Origin of the sequence: Rhodopseudomonas palustris HaA2 (genome assembly GCF_000013365.1) — a bacterium.
In the GTDB taxonomy this organism is placed as follows: domain Bacteria; phylum Pseudomonadota; class Alphaproteobacteria; order Rhizobiales; family Xanthobacteraceae; genus Rhodopseudomonas; species Rhodopseudomonas palustris_J.
Window position 1 is genome coordinate 478,784 of sequence record NC_007778.1, and the last position, 16,856, is coordinate 495,639.

Here is a 16,856-nt window from a genome sequence, read left to right on the forward strand (position 1 = left end):
ACAGCGCGGCCCGGAGGGCTCCTCAGGATGACGGCGACCTCAGATGGACAGCTCCGATTCCATCAAAAGCAGAACTGTTCGAGCAAAGACGGTGATCGCCGCGTGCGCGGCTACCCGATCAGCGATTTGCCGGTCATCTCCGCGGGTTGCGGCAGATCCATCAGCTTCAGCAGCGTCGGCGCGAGGTCGGACAGCTGGCCGTCAGCCAGCGGACCGTTATCACCCACCAGCAGCACCGGCACCGGATTGGTGGTGTGCGCGGTGTGCGGGCCGCCGGTGACCGGATCGCGCATCATTTCGCAATTGCCGTGATCGGCGGTGACCAGCAGCGCGCCGCCGGACGCGCGGATCGCCGCGACGATGCGGCCGAGCTGGGCGTCGACCGTCTCGACCGCCTTGATCGCCGCCGGCAGGCTGCCGGTATGCCCGACCATGTCGGGATTGGCGAAGTTGAGGATGATCAGGTCGTATTTGCCGGAATTAATCGCCTCGACCGCCTTGTCGCCGAGTTCGGGCGCCGACATTTCCGGCTGCAGATCGTAGGTCGCGACCTTCGGCGAGGGCACCATGATGCGGTCTTCGCCCGGATAAGGCACCTCCTCGCCACCATTGAGGAAGTAGGTGACGTGCGGATATTTCTCGGTCTCCGCCATCCGCAACTGATGCCGGCCGGTGGCGGCGACCACCTGGCCGAGGCCATTCACAAGGCTCTGCGGCGGAAAGATCGTGCGCATCAAGGCATCCAGCGCGGTCGAGTACTGCGTCATGCCGGCGGCCGCGGCGATCTTCAGCACGCGCTTGCGCGGGAAGCCGGCGAAGGCCGGATCGAGCAGGGCCGCAAGGATTTCGCGCACCCGGTCGGCGCGGAAGTTGAAGCACAGCACGCCGTCGCCGTCGCGTAGGCCCTGGTAGTCGCCGACCACGGCGGGCACGATGAATTCGTCATTGACCCCGGACGCATAGCCGGCGGCAACCACCGCATCGGCGTCCGCAAACCGTGGTCCGTCGGCCTCGGCGATCACCTTGTAGGCCTTGCCGACGCGGTCCCATCGGTTGTCGCGGTCCATCGCGTAATAGCGACCGCTGACGGTGGCGATCGGCACGTTCGGCGGCAGGTCGGCGCGCAGCCGGGCGATGTCGTCGACAGCGGATTGCGGCGGCGTATCGCGGCCGTCAGTGAAGGCGTGCAGGACGGTCGGGATTCCGGCCTTGTCCAAGATCTTCGCCAGCGCGCAAGCGTGGTCCTGCAGCGAATGCACGCCGCCGGGCGACACCAGGCCCATCAGATGGCAGGTGCCGCCGCTGGCGCGCAATTTTTCGATGAAGGCCAGCAATTCGGGCGCCCGCTCGATCTCGCCGCTGGCGATGGCGTCGCTGATCCGCGGCAGATCCTGCATCACCACCCGGCCGGCGCCGATATTGAGATGGCCGACCTCGGAATTGCCCATCTGGCCGTTCGGCAGGCCGACCGATTTGCCGGAGGTGCGCAGAAAGGCGTGCGGGCCGTTCGTCCACAGCGCGTCGAAGGTGGGCGTGTTGGCCTGCAGCACCGCGTTGTCGGCCGGATCCTCGCGCCATCCCCAGCCATCGAGAATCACGAGCATCACGGGGCGACGGGACTGCATGGCGACGACTTTCCTGGGTGCGGGGCGCGCCTCGAGGCGGTTTCGGCGCCCCTCACACCTATGGTCGCGGCCCGCCCTCGTCAATCGGCTCGGCCCGCTTGTCAGCCCGCCCCGAGCCGCCCCGCCTCCCAGCCGATCATCGCCTGTTTGCGGGTCAGGCCCCAATGATAGCCGGTGAGGGCGCCGGTTTTACCGAGCGCGCGGTGGCAAGGCACCACAAACGAGATCGGGTTCTTGCCGATCGCGGCGCCGACCGCGCGCGAGGCCTTCGGCGAGGCGATCCGGTGGGCGATGTCGGAGTAGCACAGCGCCCGTCCCATCGGGATCTTCAGCAGCGTTTCCCAGACGCGGACCTCGAAATCGGTGCCGATCAGCACCACCCGCAGCGGCTGTTCGGGCCGCCATTGCACCGGGTCGAACACGCGCTGCGCGAAGGGCGCGGTGAACGCCTGATCGGCGATGCAGGTGGCGCGCGGCCAGCGCTGCTGCAGGTCCATGAAAGCCGCCTCCTCGCCGCCCGGATCGGCGAAAGCAAGGCCGGCGAGGCCGCGCTCGGAGGCGATCACCACGGCGGTGCCGAACGGCGAGGGGTGATAGCCGTAGCGCAGCGTCAGGCCCGCGCCGCCACTCTTCCACTCGCCCGGCGACATCGCCTCATGGGTGACGAACAGATCGTGCAGCCGGCCGGGGCCGGACAGGCCGGAGTCCAATGCCGCGTCGAGCACGCTGGCGGAGCCGCGCAGCAGCGATTTGGCATGGTCGAGCGTCAGCGCCTGCATGAACGCCTTCGGCGTCAGCCCGGCCCAGCGCCGGAACAGATGGTGCAGTTCGTCGGGCGTCAGCCCGGCCGCGTCGGCGATCGCCTCGACGGTCGGCTGCGTTTTCCACTTCTGCGAGATGAACGCGATAGCGCGGCGCACCGCGTCGTAATCGGCGAGCGCGGTGTCGCGCGGGCCGGGTTTGGTGAGGCGGTGATCGGCGAGGGCGAGATTCATCATGGCGCAGATGTTACCTGCCGCGGCGGCCGCGGCCACCCGTTTTCGGAGCTTCGTGGGATCAGGATTGATACGACGGGCCGCGCCGGGCGGCCTCCAAGGCTGCTGTCAAAGCGTTGGCGAAGCTCGCTTTTTCTTCCGCGCCGAGAAAGCTCGCGACGCTGACGCGGCGGCCGGAGGAGACCAGATAGAGCTGCTCGATGCCGAACTCGGCATGCACGATCTTCTCCAGCCGGACCCAGAGCGGGTTCAGCACCCATTCGGCGACCTGCCCGCGCGGCGACGTGCGGCGGACCCGTAACTCACTGGGAGTCATCGAGATTTCCTCGGTGGCGCGGCCGCGGGCGAAGACCACTTTGAAGGCGATATAGATCGCCAGCAGATCGAGGCCGAAGAAGCCGAACACCGGCCAGGCGCCGATCATCCAGAAGCCGAGGCCGGCGGCGAAGCTGATCGTGCCGAGGAATCCCATCAGCACCAGAAAAGCCTTGTGACTCAAGGCGCGATGCGGCGTCAGCAGCGCCGAAAACAGTTTCGGCTCGGCCCGATCCGGATCAAGATCGCTGTCTGTCGTCATTGCGGAATATTATACCTCGCCCATGTCGAAAATCACCCGCCGCGTGGCCGCTCCCGCCGCCCCGAGAACCGCCAAGACTACCCCGAAAAGCCTTGCGGCAAACCCGGGGCAAACCGGAGGCAAACCTGCGAAGCCGCCAAAACGCCCCCGCCGCTGGACTCCAGACGAGGTTCGCGAGGCTTTCACCCGCTTCGCCCGCGCCAACCCGGAGCCGAAGGGTGAGCTCGAACATCTCAACCCGTTCACCCTGCTGGTCGCGGTCGTGTTGTCGGCGCAGGCGACCGATGCCGGCGTCAACAAGGCGACTCGGAGTTTGTTCGCGATCGCCGATACGCCGGCCAAGATGCTGGCGCTCGGCGAGGAGCGGGTGCGGGAGCATATCAAGACCATCGGCCTGTTTCGCACCAAGGCGAAAAACGTGATTGCGCTGTCGCAAAAACTGCTCTCCGACTTTGGTGGGCAAGTCCCAAGCACGCGCGCCGAGCTGGAGACGTTGCCGGGGGCGGGCCGCAAGACCGCCAATGTGGTGCTCAACATGGCGTTCGGTCAGCCCACCATGGCGGTCGATACCCATGTGTTTCGCGTCGGCAACCGCACCGGGCTCGCGCCCGGCGACACGCCGCTCGCGGTCGAACTCGGGCTCGAGAAGGCGATCCCGCCGGAGTTCATGCAGCACGCGCACCATTGGCTGATCCTGCACGGCCGCTACACCTGCCTGGCCCGCAAGCCGCGCTGCGAGGTCTGCCTGATCGTCGATCTGTGCAGGTGGCCGGAGAAAAGTGTGTAGTTCCGTCTCCCGACGAGTAGCAACGTCATCCTGAGGTGCGCGCTCTTTCTAGCGCGCCTCGAAGGATGGGCCGCTTGTGTCTGCGTCCGCATCCTTCGAGGCTCGCCCAAATATGGGCGAGCACCTCAGGATGACGGCTCCGTGCTATTGACGAGCACCTCGGGATGACGGCGCTGTGCGAGTGGCGAGCGTCTCGAAGTAACAGCTCTGATAGAATTTGGAGTTGTTATTTCATCATCGCCCCGACCTCGCCGCGCAGCGCTTTGCGGGCGTCGTCGCGGGCGTAGGTCATGTGGCCGCCGGGCCAGGTGACGAGCCTGATCCGCTTCGATGCGAATGGCGGCAACTGATCGATGGCGACGACGCTGCCGAAATACGGCGTGGCGAGGTCGAACAGGCCGTGCGTCACCAGCACCTGCAGCTTCGGGTCGACCGCGAGAATTTCGCGCAGCTGCGTAACCGATTCGACCGGGCTGCGGCCGCGGCCGAAATCCCATTGCTGCGACACCGCGCCGTTGAGCAGATGATACGAGCCGCTCGGGCGCCATTGCAGCATGTTGCGGGTCAGCTCCATCGCGGCGCTGGTGAGCGGCGCGATCAGCGATTCCGACGACGGGTCGCTGAACTGCGCGTCGCTGGAATCCGGAAACGGATCGAAGCCCAGCACCGAGGCGTCGAACCGGCCGGTGACCTTGCCGTTCGCCCGATCGAACTCGCGCTGGAATTCGCTGGTATCGAGCCGGCCGGCGAGCCTGCGGCTGACGGCGGGATCGATCCCGCTCGAGGCCGCGACGCGATCGGCGAGGCGCTGGGTGGCGGCCTGGTCGGCCTGCCCCTTGAGCAGATCGGTGATGAATTCGCCGCGCGCGTAGCTCTCGACGTCGGCGAGATCGGCGCGGGTGACCGGACCCTTTCGCTGCCGCGCCGCCGCCGCCATGGTCGGCAGCCTGGCGACGTATTGCAGCAGGCTCGATCCGGAGTATTCGCGGAAGTCGAGCAAGGGCGACACCAGGATCAGCCCCTTGACGCCGATGCCTTGGCGGGTCTGCAGATTGCGCACCACGCGCGGGCCGCGAATGCCGCCATAGCTTTCGCCGGCGACGTATTTGGGCGACAGCAGCCGGTCGTGCTTCTCCAGCCAGCGCCGGATCACCAGCGCGATCGCGGCGACATCGCCGTCGACCGAATAGAACTGCTTGCGCACGTCGTCGCCGCTGGCGACGAAACGGCTGTAGCCGGTGCCGACCGGATCGATGAAGACGAGGTCGGTGACGTCGAGCCAGGTCTCGGCATTCGGCTGCAGCGCCGGCGTCGCCGAAGCGACTGCGGCGTCGCCGGCCATCGGCAGCCGCCACGGCCCCGCCGCGCCGAGCTGCAGCCAGGCCGAGGAAGCGCCCGGCCCGCCGTTGAACACGAAGGTCACCGGCCGCGTCCGCGCCTCGGTATTGTCGAGCTGATAGGCCGTGGTGGCGATATCGGCCTGCGGCTCGCCCTTGTCGTTGAACAGCCGGATCGATCCGGCGGTGGCGGTGAAGGACAGGCTGCGGCCGGGCAGCGCCAGCGTGTGTCTGGTCGTCGAATCGGCGGGCAGCTTGTGCTGCTCGGCGTCGGCGGGCGCGGGTTTGCTTTGCGCGGTGGCCGGGGGCGAGGCGTCCTGGGCACGGGCCGGAGCGAGCGCTGCGGTGGTTGCGAGAAGTATCAGCGCCAGCGCGACGCGGCGGGCGAATCCGGGCGACATCGACATTCCATCTCCTTCAGCGCGACCACTGCCGCATCAAGCCCCGCGGCGACGGCGATCGATGGGTCCCGAGGAGAGTTGAGCGCAGAACTGCGTCGGATTGGCGACGGCTTGCGCCGCTTCGTCGGGCGCCGCCGATGCGGGTCGCCAGCGTGCGGCGCGCTCAGGCGTCGATCAGCTCGCGATACAGCCGGGCGTAATGCTGCGCCGGGTTCTTCCACGACACGTCGGTGGTCATGCCGTTGATTTGAAGGTTGCGCCAGGCGGCGTGGTCGGCGTGGAGCGCGGCGGTCTTGGTCAGCGCCTTCGCCAGCATCTGCGCGGTCACCGGCGAGAACTGCACCCCGGTCGCGACGCCTGTGGCGATCGCCATCTCGTTGGCGTCCACCACCGTATCGGCGAGCCCGCCGACCCGCGCCACCACCGGCACCGCGCCGTAGCGCAGCGCGCAGAGCTGGGTCAGGCCGCAGGGCTCGAACCGCGACGGCACCAGCAGCGCGTCGGCGCCGGCCTGGATCTGGTGCGCCAGCGCTTCGTCATAGCCGATCACGGCGCCGACCTGCCCCGGGTATTTCAGCGCCGCGGCGCGAAAACCCTGTTCCAGCGGCGTATCGCCGGCGCCGAGCAGCGCCAGCTGCGCGCCCTCGGCCAGCATTCCCGGCAGCACGTCGAGCAGCATATCGAGGCCCTTCTGCCAGGACAGCCGGCTGATCACGCCGTACAGCAGCGCATCCGGTGCGTTGCGCAGGCCGAAGCGGCTCTGCAGCGCCTGCTTGTTGCGGGCGCGCGCCCCGATCGTCTCGATGTCGTAGGTCGCGGGGATCAGTTCGTCGGCCGTGGGATCCCAGACCCTGGTGTCGATGCCGTTGAGGATGCCGCTGAGCCGGTCGGCGCGCAGCCGCAGCAGGCCTTCGAGCCCCATGCCGGCATCCGGGCCCTGAATCTCCAGCGCGTAGGTCGGCGACACCGTGGTGATGCGGTCGGCGAGTTGCAGCCCGGCCTTCAGATAGCCGATGCCGCCGTAATACTCGACGCCGTCGAGGCTGAAAGCGCGCTCGGGCAGCCCGATCCTGGTCAGCAGCTCATAGGGAAACTGGCCCTGATAAGCGAGATTGTGGATGGTAAAGACGCATTTCGGCGCCGGCCGGCCGCTATAGGCCAGATAGGCCGGCACCAGGCCGGTCTGCCAGTCGTGCGCGTGCAGAATGTCCGGCGCATAGCCCAGCAGCAGGCCCTGCCCGATCGCGGCCCCGGCCTGCGCCAGCGCGGCGAAGCGCAGGGCATTGTCGGGCCAGTCCTTGCCGTCGGGGCCCACATAGGGATTGCCGGGGCGGACATAGAGATGCGGCGCGTCCAGCACCAAGAGCTCGAGTTCGTCGCAGCGCGCCGCCAGCAGCCGCGCGCTGCCGCCGAAGAAATCCGCGAAGCTGTGGACCTGTTGCGGGTTCTCGATGCCGCCGAGCACCGCCGGATAGCCCGGCACCAGCGTGCGCATCGCGATGCCGTGCGGCTTCAGCGCGGTCGGCAGCGCGCCGGTGACGTCGGCGAGGCCGCCGGTCTTGATCAGCGGGAAGATTTCCGATGCGATCGACAGCGCCGTCAGCGCGCTCATTGGTCGAGCCTGTCGATCATCGGCTGGGTGATCAGGCAGATGCCGCTGTCGGTGCGCCTGAATCGCCTGGCGTCGAGCTCGGGGTCCTCGCCGACCACCAGCCCGTCCGGGATCCGCACTTCGGCATCGACCACCACGTTCTTGAGCCGGCACGAGCGGGCGATGTCCGCATAGGGCAGGATCACCGCGCCCTCGACCTGCGAATAGGAGTGCACCCGCACGCCGGTGAACAGCAGCGTATGCCGCAACGCCGCGCCGGAGATGATGCAGCCGCCCGACACCAGCGACGACACCGCCTCGCCGCGGCGGCCGTCCTTGTCGTGGACGAATTTCGCCGGCGGGGTGATCTCCCCATAGGTCCAGATCGGCCATTCGCGGTCGTACAGATCGAGCTGCGGCACGATGTCGGTGAGGTCGATATTGGCGGCCCAATACGCATCGACGGTGCCGGCGTCACGCCAGTAGCTGGTGTCCTCGGCATGCGAGCGGCGGCAGGATTTGTCGAAATGATGCGCGACCGCTTTGCCGTGCTGGACGATGTAGGGGATGATGTCCTTGCCGAAATCGTGCGACGAGTTCGGATTGGCGGCGTCGCGATGCAATTCCTCGATCAGGAATTTGGTGTCGAACACGTAGATGCCCATGCTGACCAGCGCCCTGTCGGGCTTGCCCGGCATCGCCGGCGGGTCGGCGGGCTTCTCCAGGAAGCTCTGGATCACGTCCTTGGCGTCGACATGCATCACGCCGAAGGCGGTCGCCTCGCTGCGCGCCACTTCGAGACAGCCGACGGTGACGTCGGCGCCCTGCTCGACGTGCTGCTGCAGCATCTTCTCGTAGTCCATCTTGTAGACGTGGTCGCCGGCCAGGAGCACGATGAACTTCGGATCGTAGCTCTCGATGATGTCGATGTTCTGATACACCGCATCGGCCGTTCCCCGATACCACATGTCGTCGGAGACGCGCTGGCTCGCTGGCAGGATGTCGAAGCTTTCGTTGCGCTCCGGCCGGAAGAAGTTCCAGCCGCGCTGCAGATGCCGGATCAGGCTGTGCGCCTTGTATTGCGTCGCCACCGCAATGCGGCGGATGCCGGAATTCAGCGCATTGGACAGCGCGAAATCGATGATGCGCGATTTGCCGCCGAAATACACCGCCGGCTTGGCGCGGCGATCGGTCAGCTCCATCAACCGGCTGCCGCGGCCCCCTGCCAGCACATAGGCCATGGCGTGGCGGGCGAGCGGAGCGGTAACACCGTTACTCATGAAGCCTCTCATTACTGCCGTCGCCGGCGGACGTTCCGGTTCACGCAATTCGTCGCATTCGATCCGCCCGCACCGGCGTACCATATTGCATCGCCGCAGTGTGACGGAGGCGACGAAGCGTTGCAATGGCGTGCGAGGTCCAACGGCGCGACGAAATGACGTGTTGGAGCACGGGTTAGTGCAATTCGCATGTCATGATTTGCGATGCCGCAAAGACGCAGATGGAATCGATCCATCTCGGCGATCCGCGATGATTGCATTTGCTTCCGCGCCACGCCGGCCGCCGGTCACTCACGCCCTGATTCGCACCGGCACCGACTTGTTGGCCGGCGTCTTGGATTCCTTGTCGTGATGGGTCAGCGCGATCAGGGGATTCATCTCCGGATAATAGCCGCCGAGGCAGCCGTCCGGCAGCCGGAACGGCGTCACCTTCAGCGGGCCGACCTCGCGATGCAGGCCGTCTTCGGCATCGCTCTGCAGCCACACCATCTGGCCGTCGCGCAGACCCGATCGCGCGATGTCGTCCGGATTGATCAGCAGCACGTCGCGCCGGCCCTCGATGCCGCGCAGCCGGTCGTTCATGCCGTAGATCGTGGTGTTGAACTGGTCGTTGGAACGCATCGTCAGCAGCCGGTAGCGCCCCGGCGCATCGGCGAAGCCGGTCGCATTCGCCATCTGCGGGGTGGTGAACTCGGCCTTGCCGCTCTCGGTCTGCCAGATCCGCTCGCGGGCGTCGTTGCCCTTGTAGAACCCGCCGGGCGTAAACATCCGCGCGTTGAAGTCGTGGAACATCTCCGGATAGCTCTCCTCGATCAGGCCGCGCACCAGACCGTAATCGCCGACCCAGTCGTCCCAGCGGACATTCGGATTCGACGGCAGCGTCGCCTTGGCGATGCCGGCGACGATCGCGAGTTCCGACATCAGATGTTCGCTCGCCGGCGTGCGCAGCCCGATCGAGCCTTGAATGCAGCTGAACGTGTCTTCCATCGTCACCGCTTGAGGGCCGGTCGCCTGCAGGTCCTGCTCGGTGCGGCCGAGGCACGGCAGCAGATAGGCCGACTGGCCGTGGACCAGATGGCTGCGGTTGAGCTTGGTGGCGATCTGCACGGTGAGCTGCATCCGCGACCAGGCCTTTTCCAGCACCGGCTGATCCGGGATGGCGCGGATGAAATTGCCGCCGAGCCCGATGAAGGCGTGCACCTTGCCGTCGAGCAGGCCGTGGCAGGCCTCGACCGTGTTCATGCCCTTGTCACGCGGCGGTTCGAAACCGAACTGCTCGGCCATCTTGTCGAGCGGCACCAGCTCCGGCTTCTCCGAAATGCCGACGGTGCGCTGGCCCTGCACGTTGGAATGGCCGCGCACCGGCGAGATGCCGGCGCCCTCGCGGCCGATATTGCCGCGGAGCAGCAGCAGATTGAGCAGCATTGCGATGTTGTCGAAGCCGTGGACGTGCTGGGTCAGGCCCATGCCGTAGACGCAGATGACGCGCTCGGCCTTCACATAGACCTCGGCCGCCTGTTCGATCGCCGCGCGGGTCAGCCCCGATTCGGCTTCGATCTGCTGCCACGGCGTGGCGCGGACCTTGGCCTCGAATTCATCGAGCCCGTGGGTGTGGGCTTCGATGAAATCGACGTCCAGCACCCGCCTGTCGCCGCGCGCCTTGGCGGCGTCGTCGGCGGCGAACACGTGCTTGCACATCCCGGTCAGCGCCGCGATGTCGCCGCCGACCCTGAGCTGGTGATACTGGCTGGAGATCGGCGTCTCTTTGCCGGTCAGCATCTGGGTCGGGCTCTGCGGATTGATGAAGCTCTCCAGCGCACGCTCGCGCACCGGATTGAAGGTGACGATCGGCACGCCGCGCTTGGCGGCTTCCTGCAGCGGATGCAGAAAACGCGGGCTGTTGGTGCCCGGGTTCTGGCCGAAGAAGAACATCGCGTCGCATTTGGCCAGATCGTCGAACACCACGGTGCCGACGCCGACGCCGATCAGCTTCTTCAGCGCCACCGAGGTGGTCTCGTGGCACATGTTGGAGCTGTCGGGCAGGTTGTTGTGGCCGTACAGCCGTGCGAACAGCGCGTACAGATACGACGTCTCCAGGCTGGCGCGGCCGGACGCGTAGAACACCGCCGATGCCGGATCGATCGCGCGCAGATGCTCGGCGATGCCCTGGAACGCCTCGTCCCAGCTGCAGGGGACGTAGTGATCGGTGGCGGAATCGTAGCGCATCGGATAAGTGAGCCGACCCTGCATTTCGAGATCGTAGTCGGCCCAATTGCGCAGCTCGGTGACGCTGTGCTCGGCGAAGAAGTCGGGCGTGCAGCGCTTGGTGGTCAGTTCCCACAGCGTCGCCTTGGCGCCGTTCTCGCAGAACTCGAAGGTGTGGTGATCGGCGGGCTTGGCCCAGGAGCACGACACGCACATGAAGCCTTTCGGCTTGTTCTGGCGCATCAGCGTCTCGATCACCGTCGGCGTATTCCATTCCTTGCCGAAGATCTGCGCGATGCCCTGCAGCGAGCCCCAGCCGCCGGCGGCACCGTCATATTCGACGGTCTGCCCGGAGTCGGGGAGGTCGGCTTCGTGAATTCGGGTGTCGACCTGAGTGTCTTCCTGGGCCATGCCGCGCTCCTCGCGACGCGCAATGCGGCGTCGCGGAACACAACCGGCCGTCCCCACAACGGTTCCGGAGCGGCCTTGGCCGCTCCGCGCAATGTGAGCGCCGGGCGCGCGCTACAGCGGCTGGATCACCACCTCGGCGCTCAATCGTTCGACATCGGCCGGCCGGCACAATTCGGTGCCGTGCATGGTGAGCGACGCCGAGCCCGAAGCCAGCGCCAGCCGGAAGGCGTCCTCGATCGGCCGCCCCTTGGCCAGGCTGAAGGCGATCGCGCCGAGGAAACTGTCGCCGGCGCCGACGGTGGAGACCTGCGCGACCGGCAGCGCCGGCGAACGCAGCGCCTTGTCCTTGGTGACCAGCAGCGCGCCGAGATGGCCGAGCGACAGCGCGACGATCTCGACCTTGCCGGCGTCGATCTGCTGCCGCGCGGCGGCGACGTAGTCCTGATCATTGGCGAGCGGCCGGCCGGCCAATTCCTGCATCTCGCGCAGATTCGGTTTGATCAGCGTGACGCCATGAGCGAGCGCGGCGATCAGCTGGTCGCCGGAGGTGTCGAGAAAGAACTGCGCGCCGATCCGCTTCGCCACCGCGGCGGCCTGGGCGTAGAAATCATGCGGCACGCCGGGCGGCAGGCTGCCCGAGCCGACCACGATGGTCGGTGCCGGATCGGTCCCGCCGAGAATCTCCAGCAGCCCGCGCCACTCGCCCTCGGCCAAGGCCTCGCCCGGCAGCACGAAGCGGAACTGCTGGCCGGTCTCTGATTCCGTGACGGAGAAATCCTCGCGGGTCTCGGCCACCGCCTCGACGACGCGGCTCGGGATCTGCTCGCGGTCGAGCAGCGCGCGCAGCAGCCGGCCGGTGAAGCCGCCGGCCGGATAGATCGCCTCGACGTCGCCGCCGAACCGCTTCACCACCCGCGCCACATTGATGCCGCCGCCGCCGGGATCACGCTGCTGCGCCGCGCAGCGCAGCTTGCGGCTCGGCACCATGCGGGCGACCGAGGTCGACAGATCGATGGCGGGATTGGGCGTGAGGGTCACGATCTCGACCATCGGCGACGATCTCCAGTTCTGGCTTGCGGGGAATGAGGACCGGCGGACGGCACCGCCGGCTGCCGCGACGGGACGTCGGGCGGACGCCGCAGTCTCACGCGACCGCTCGCCGATGCCGTTGACACACGTCAACGCCGCGTCGTCGATGTGCGCTCCACTCTTAACGGCTGCACGGCAGCCCGTTGCACGCGACTCAAACGCGCAGCGCTTCGGACGGATGACGCGTGAGCCCCGCCATTGGCGGCTCATCGCCGTGGGGGGATCGATCGCGCGATGGCCAGAACGACCAGGATCGTGTTGCTCGGCGCCAGCAGTGCGTCATTCGGCCTCAGCATGTTGCGCGATCTGTTCGCCACGCCGGAGCTGCGCGGGTCGACGCTGGTGATGGTCGGGCTCGATGCGGCGAGGCTCGCGACCATGGCCGAGCTGGCGAAGCTGCTGAACGCGACGACCGGCGCCGGCTTCGTCATCGAACACACCACCGACCGCCGCGCCGCGCTGGACGGCGCAAGCTTCGTCATCAACGCCACCGCGATCGATCGCAACCGGCTGTGGAAGATGGATTTCGAGGTGCCGAAGAAGCACGGCATCCGGCATCCGCTGGGTGAGAACGGTGGCCCCGGCGGATTGTTCTTCACGTTGCGGACGCTGCCGCTGGTGTTCGATTTCATCCGCGACATCGAGGAGCTTTGCCCCGAGGCGCTGTTTCTCAACTACTCCAATCCGGAAAGCCGCATCGTGCTGGCGCTCGGGCGCTATTCGAAGGTGCGCTGCATCGGCCTGTGTCACGGCATCTTCATGGGCCGCGACGCCGTCGCCGACATCATGGGACTGCCGCGCGAGCGCGTCGAGGTGTGGGGCGCGGGGCTCAATCACTTCCAGTGCCTGCTGCAGATCCGCGACCGCCTCACCGGCGAAGACCTCGCGCCGCGGCTGCGCGCGGCGGAGCAGAGCTTCGATCCCAATGCCTGGCGCTTCACCCGGCGGCTGTATCGCGCCTTCGGCCACTGGCTGACCTGCAGCGACGATCATCTCGGCGAGTATCTGGCTTACGGCTGGGAGGCCGGCGAGCGCGGCTATGATTTCGCCGGCGACGACCGCAGCCGCGTCGAGACCCTGGCGCAGATCGACGCCGTGCTGGCCGGGACGATGCCGATCCCACATTGGTGGACCGAGCCCTCGGGCGAGCGCGGCGCCGCGGTGATCGCCGCGATGCTGCACGACCAGAAGCGCTTCATCGAATCCGGCATCGTGATGAACCGCGGCGTCATCCCCAATCTGCCGGCGGAGCTCGCCGTCGAGGTGCCGGTGACGGTCGACGCCGCCGGGGTGCATCCGGTGTCGCTCGGTCCACTACCAGATCCGATCGCCAAGCTGATGCTGATGCAGGCCAGCGTGCAGCAACTCGCGGTCGAGGCGGCGGTGCACGCCTCGAAAGAACTCGCGCTGCAGGCGCTGCTGATCGACCCGGTGGTCAACTCAGCGGTCGCCGCGGAAAAGATCCTCGACGAGCTGTGGGAGATCAACCGGCCCTATATCAGGGCGTGCGTGTAGCGATCCGCCGCCACGCTTGCTCCGTCATTGCGAGGAGCGCAGCGACGAAGCAATCCAGAGCGGCGTGCACAGAGCCCCTGGATTGCTTCGCTTCGCTCGCAATGACGGTCGAACGTTCGGCCCGAAGACCGAACGGCCGCCCTCAATGCGACATCAGCACCGGCACGGTCATCGACGACAGCATTTCGCGGGTGACGCCGCCGAGCACGAATTCGCGCAGCCGGGAATGGCCGTAGCCGCCCATCACCAGCAGGTCGGCGGAGCAATCCGCGACATGCGACAGGATCGCCCCGGCGACGCCGATATCCGGCGCGGTGATCATCTTGATGTCGAGCTTGATGCCGTGACGCGCCAGATGATTGGCCATCTCGATGCCGCGCAGCTCGTTGTCGTCGCGGACCTTGTGGTCGCGCACGATCAGCAGCTCGACCGCGCCGGCGCGGCGCAGCAACGGCCGCGCGTCGTTGATCGCGCGGGTGGCGGCGCGGCTGCCGTCCCAGCCGCAGATCACCCGGTCGAGCTTCAGCGGCGCCTTCTGGATATAGGGCACGATCAGCACCGGCCGGCCGGAATCGAACAGCACCTGTTCGATCAGCACCTCGTTGTCGGCGGTGTCGGGATCGGACTGCATGATCACCGACAGGTCGAATCGCCGCGCGATCCGCGGAAACCGGCCGGCGGTGCCGTAGGGCGTCTCCAGCAGGCGATGCTCCGCCGAGACGCCCTCGCGCTTGCAGGCGGCATCGAAGCGGTCGACGGCGGCGCGCGCCGCGGTCTCGTTCTCGGCCAGCATCTTGGTCAGCACGTCGGAGGGGAAGTCCGGCATCGTGAAGGTCGGCAGCGACTCGTAGGCGAAGCAGACGCCGGCGACATGCGCGTCGAACGTCCGCGCGATCATGATCGCGACGTTGACGACCTCGTCGCGCGACGGGCTGCGTTCGAGATTGACGATGAGATCCTTGATCATGGTCGTGCTCCCCCTGGTTTGGCCGGTCGTCGTTGCGACCGCCGGCGATCGATCCGCCGTGCGGCCGTGCGCCGATGCGGCTGTATAGCACTGCGGCGGACCGAAAGGGTCGGGCCGCAATGTCGCGCTGATGCATGCCTCATTTGCGCACCGTGGCGGGGCGGTCGGCCCGCGGCTCCGGCGCGACCGAGGCCCAGCCCTCGTCGCCGATCAGCGGCACGAAACGTACGTCGGCGAGCTGTTCGCAGCGGACATCGTCGACGCTTGTGCGGGTCAGCCGGACGAGCCGCTGGGCGGACTGATCGGCGCCGACCGGCATCACCAGCCGGCCGCCGATCGCGAGCTGCGTCTTGAGCGATTGCGGCAGATGCGGCCCGCCGGCCGCCACCACGATCGCGTCGTAGGGCGCGCCCGGCGGCCAGCCGCGCGATCCGTCGCCCTGCCGGACCTGGACATTGCCGATGCCGAGCGCCGCCAGCGCCGCCGCGGCCTTGTCGGCGAGCGCGCCGATGCGTTCGATCGTGGTGACCTCGCCGGCGATCTGCGCCAGCACCGCGGCGGCGTAGCCGGAGCCGGCGCCGATTTCGAGCACGCGCTCGCCGCCGTTCAATTGCAGCGCCTCGATCATGGCGGCGACGATGTAGGGCTGCGAGATGGTCTGCCCGTGGCCGATCGGCAGCGGCGAATCGTCGTAAGCGAGATCGCGCATCCGCTCCGGCAGGAACGCCTCGCGCGGCACCTGGCGCATCGCCGCCAGCACCAGCGGGTCGCGGACGCCGCGCGCGCTGATCTGCTGGGCGACCATCCGCTCGCGTTGCGCGGCGAAGCTGGTCGCATCGTCGCTGATCGGTGGATGCCGGGAGCCAGAAGCCGCCATCGCAACCTCCCCTGATCGTCGACCCTGGCGCTGGTCGCCTGCCACGACCCGAGCCGGGCAAATCTAAGAAGCGGCGAGCCGGGCCAAATTGATCCGCATCAAGGCGCGGCGGAGCGCTGTTCCCGTGGCGACGCGCCCGCCGCATTGCGATTCGCGCGTCGCCGCGACAGCGCCGGCCGATTTCGCGCCGGCGCACGTCTTGGCGCTGTGGCATGCGCGCCCTAGATAACAGCTCGGCAATGACCGGGGTCCGTCACATGTCCGATCGTCTGGTGGTGTGCACGCAATGCGGCGGGGTCAACCGGCTGCCGGAACAGCGCTCCGCGCTCGAGGCCAAATGCGGCAAATGCGGCGCGAAGATATTCGACGGGCATCCCGCCGATGTCGGCGCCGAGATCTTCGACAAGCAGATCGCGCGCAGCTCGGTGCCGGTGCTGGTCGATGTCTGGGCGCCGTGGTGCGGCCCGTGCCGGGCGATGGCGCCGGCCTACGAGATCGCGGCGCGCGAACTCGAGCCGCGGGTGCGGCTGATCAAGCTGAATTCCGACAACGAGCAGCAGATCGCGGCGAAGCTCGGCATCAGCGGCATTCCGACCATGATCCTGTTCGCGGACGGCCGCGAACGCGCCCGCACCTCCGGCGCGATGCCGGCCAGCGCGATCGTGCGCTGGGTGCGCGAGCATCTGCCGGGCTGAGCCGCGGCGCTACGCCGGCTTCGGCAGCGGCAGCGGGCCGTCGAGCTTGTCGCTGCGCATCGCGAACGAGGTGCGGATGTCGCGCACCGTCGGCAGCGCCAGCAGGCCGCGCAGCACGGTGGCCTCGTAGGCGGCGATATCCGGCACCACCACTTCGAGCAGGAAATCGGCGTCGCCCGAGACCAGATGGCAGGCGATGACCTCCGGCATGTCGCGCACCGCGGCGATGAACGCCTCGGCATTGTCGCGCGAATGCCGCTCGACCCGGATGCCCGCGAAGGCGGTGACCGACAGCCCGACCGCGGCGCGATCGATCAGCGCCCGATAGCCCGCCACCACGCCCGCCTGTTCCAGCAGCCGGACCCGCCGCGAACAGGGCGACGGCGACAGCCCGACCCGCTCGGCCAGCGTGAGGTTCGGAATCCGGGCGTCGGCCTGCAGCTCGGCCAGGATCTTGAGGTCGATCGCGTCGAGGCTCATCTTGGCAGGATTATCCATCTGTTG

General features: G+C 67.7%; 14 protein-coding genes. 3 read left to right on the forward strand and 11 right to left on the reverse strand.

Annotated elements, in window-relative coordinates; genetic code table 11:
* Positions 1-110: 110 nt before the first annotated feature.
* The 3 genes from gpmI to RPB_RS02220 form a co-directional block, all read right to left on the reverse strand.
* Complete coding sequence (gpmI, locus tag RPB_RS02210) at positions 111-1,625, reverse strand: 2,3-bisphosphoglycerate-independent phosphoglycerate mutase (RefSeq protein ID WP_011439337.1); 1,515 nt, start codon at positions 1,623-1,625, stop codon at positions 111-113.
* A gap of 101 nt (positions 1,626-1,726) precedes the next feature.
* The gene (locus RPB_RS02215) at positions 1,727-2,623 is read right to left on the reverse strand and encodes a methylated-DNA--[protein]-cysteine S-methyltransferase (protein WP_011439338.1); all 897 of its coding nucleotides are present in this window, start codon (positions 2,621-2,623) and stop codon (positions 1,727-1,729) included.
* A gap of 58 nt (positions 2,624-2,681) precedes the next feature.
* A complete protein-coding gene (locus RPB_RS02220; protein WP_011439339.1) occupies positions 2,682-3,197 on the reverse strand; it encodes a DUF2244 domain-containing protein in 516 nt (171 codons plus the stop codon).
* Positions 3,198-3,219: 22 nt separating this feature from the next.
* Between RPB_RS02220 and nth the strand changes: the two genes are divergently transcribed.
* A complete protein-coding gene (gene nth, locus RPB_RS02225; protein ID WP_011439340.1) occupies positions 3,220-3,984 on the forward strand; it encodes an endonuclease III in 765 nt (254 codons plus the stop codon).
* A 226-nt stretch (positions 3,985-4,210) separates the two neighbouring features.
* Here nth and RPB_RS02230 read toward each other — a convergent pair whose 3' ends face one another.
* From RPB_RS02230 to RPB_RS02250, 5 genes are all read right to left on the reverse strand, one after another.
* Positions 4,211-5,728 carry a S10 family peptidase gene (locus RPB_RS02230; protein ID WP_011439341.1) on the reverse strand — a complete coding sequence of 506 codons (1,518 nt, stop codon included), beginning with the start codon at positions 5,726-5,728 and terminating at the stop codon, positions 4,211-4,213.
* 157 nt (positions 5,729-5,885) lie between these two features.
* A complete protein-coding gene (gene glgA, locus RPB_RS02235; RefSeq protein WP_011439342.1) occupies positions 5,886-7,334 on the reverse strand; it encodes a glycogen synthase GlgA in 1,449 nt (482 codons plus the stop codon).
* A complete protein-coding gene (glgC, locus tag RPB_RS02240) occupies positions 7,331-8,593 on the reverse strand; it encodes a glucose-1-phosphate adenylyltransferase (protein WP_011439343.1) in 1,263 nt (420 codons plus the stop codon). Before glgC ends, glgA begins: the two co-directional genes overlap by 4 nt.
* Before the next feature lie 291 nt (positions 8,594-8,884).
* Positions 8,885-11,209, reverse strand: coding sequence for an FdhF/YdeP family oxidoreductase (locus RPB_RS02245; RefSeq protein WP_011439344.1), 2,325 nt, complete (start codon positions 11,207-11,209; stop codon positions 8,885-8,887).
* A gap of 111 nt (positions 11,210-11,320) precedes the next feature.
* Positions 11,321-12,259: a 1-phosphofructokinase family hexose kinase gene (locus RPB_RS02250; protein ID WP_011439345.1), complete on the reverse strand. Its 939-nt coding sequence runs from the start codon at positions 12,257-12,259 to the stop codon at positions 11,321-11,323.
* A 273-nt stretch (positions 12,260-12,532) separates the two neighbouring features.
* On the opposite strand from RPB_RS02250, the gene RPB_RS02255 reads away from it, so the two are divergent.
* Complete coding sequence (locus tag RPB_RS02255; RefSeq protein WP_011439346.1) at positions 12,533-13,813, forward strand: alpha-galactosidase; 1,281 nt, start codon at positions 12,533-12,535, stop codon at positions 13,811-13,813.
* 142 nt (positions 13,814-13,955) lie between these two features.
* Here the strand turns inward: RPB_RS02255 and RPB_RS02260 are convergent, their stop codons facing one another.
* Together RPB_RS02260 and RPB_RS02265 are read right to left on the reverse strand one after the other, a co-directional pair.
* Entirely contained in the window at positions 13,956-14,780 is an 825-nt protein-coding gene (locus RPB_RS02260; RefSeq protein WP_011439347.1) for a universal stress protein, read from the reverse strand.
* A 139-nt stretch (positions 14,781-14,919) separates the two neighbouring features.
* Complete coding sequence (locus RPB_RS02265) at positions 14,920-15,657, reverse strand: protein-L-isoaspartate(D-aspartate) O-methyltransferase (RefSeq protein ID WP_011439348.1); 738 nt, start codon at positions 15,655-15,657, stop codon at positions 14,920-14,922.
* 257 nt (positions 15,658-15,914) lie between these two features.
* Between RPB_RS02265 and trxC the strand changes: the two genes are divergently transcribed.
* Positions 15,915-16,352 (forward strand): thioredoxin TrxC, encoded by a 438-nt coding sequence (trxC, locus tag RPB_RS02270; RefSeq protein ID WP_011439349.1) that lies wholly within the window; start codon positions 15,915-15,917, stop codon positions 16,350-16,352.
* Positions 16,353-16,361: 9 nt separating this feature from the next.
* Here trxC and RPB_RS02275 read toward each other — a convergent pair whose 3' ends face one another.
* Positions 16,362-16,850: an Lrp/AsnC family transcriptional regulator gene (locus tag RPB_RS02275; protein WP_085978147.1), complete on the reverse strand. Its 489-nt coding sequence runs from the start codon at positions 16,848-16,850 to the stop codon at positions 16,362-16,364.
* Positions 16,851-16,856: the final 6 nt, after the last annotated feature.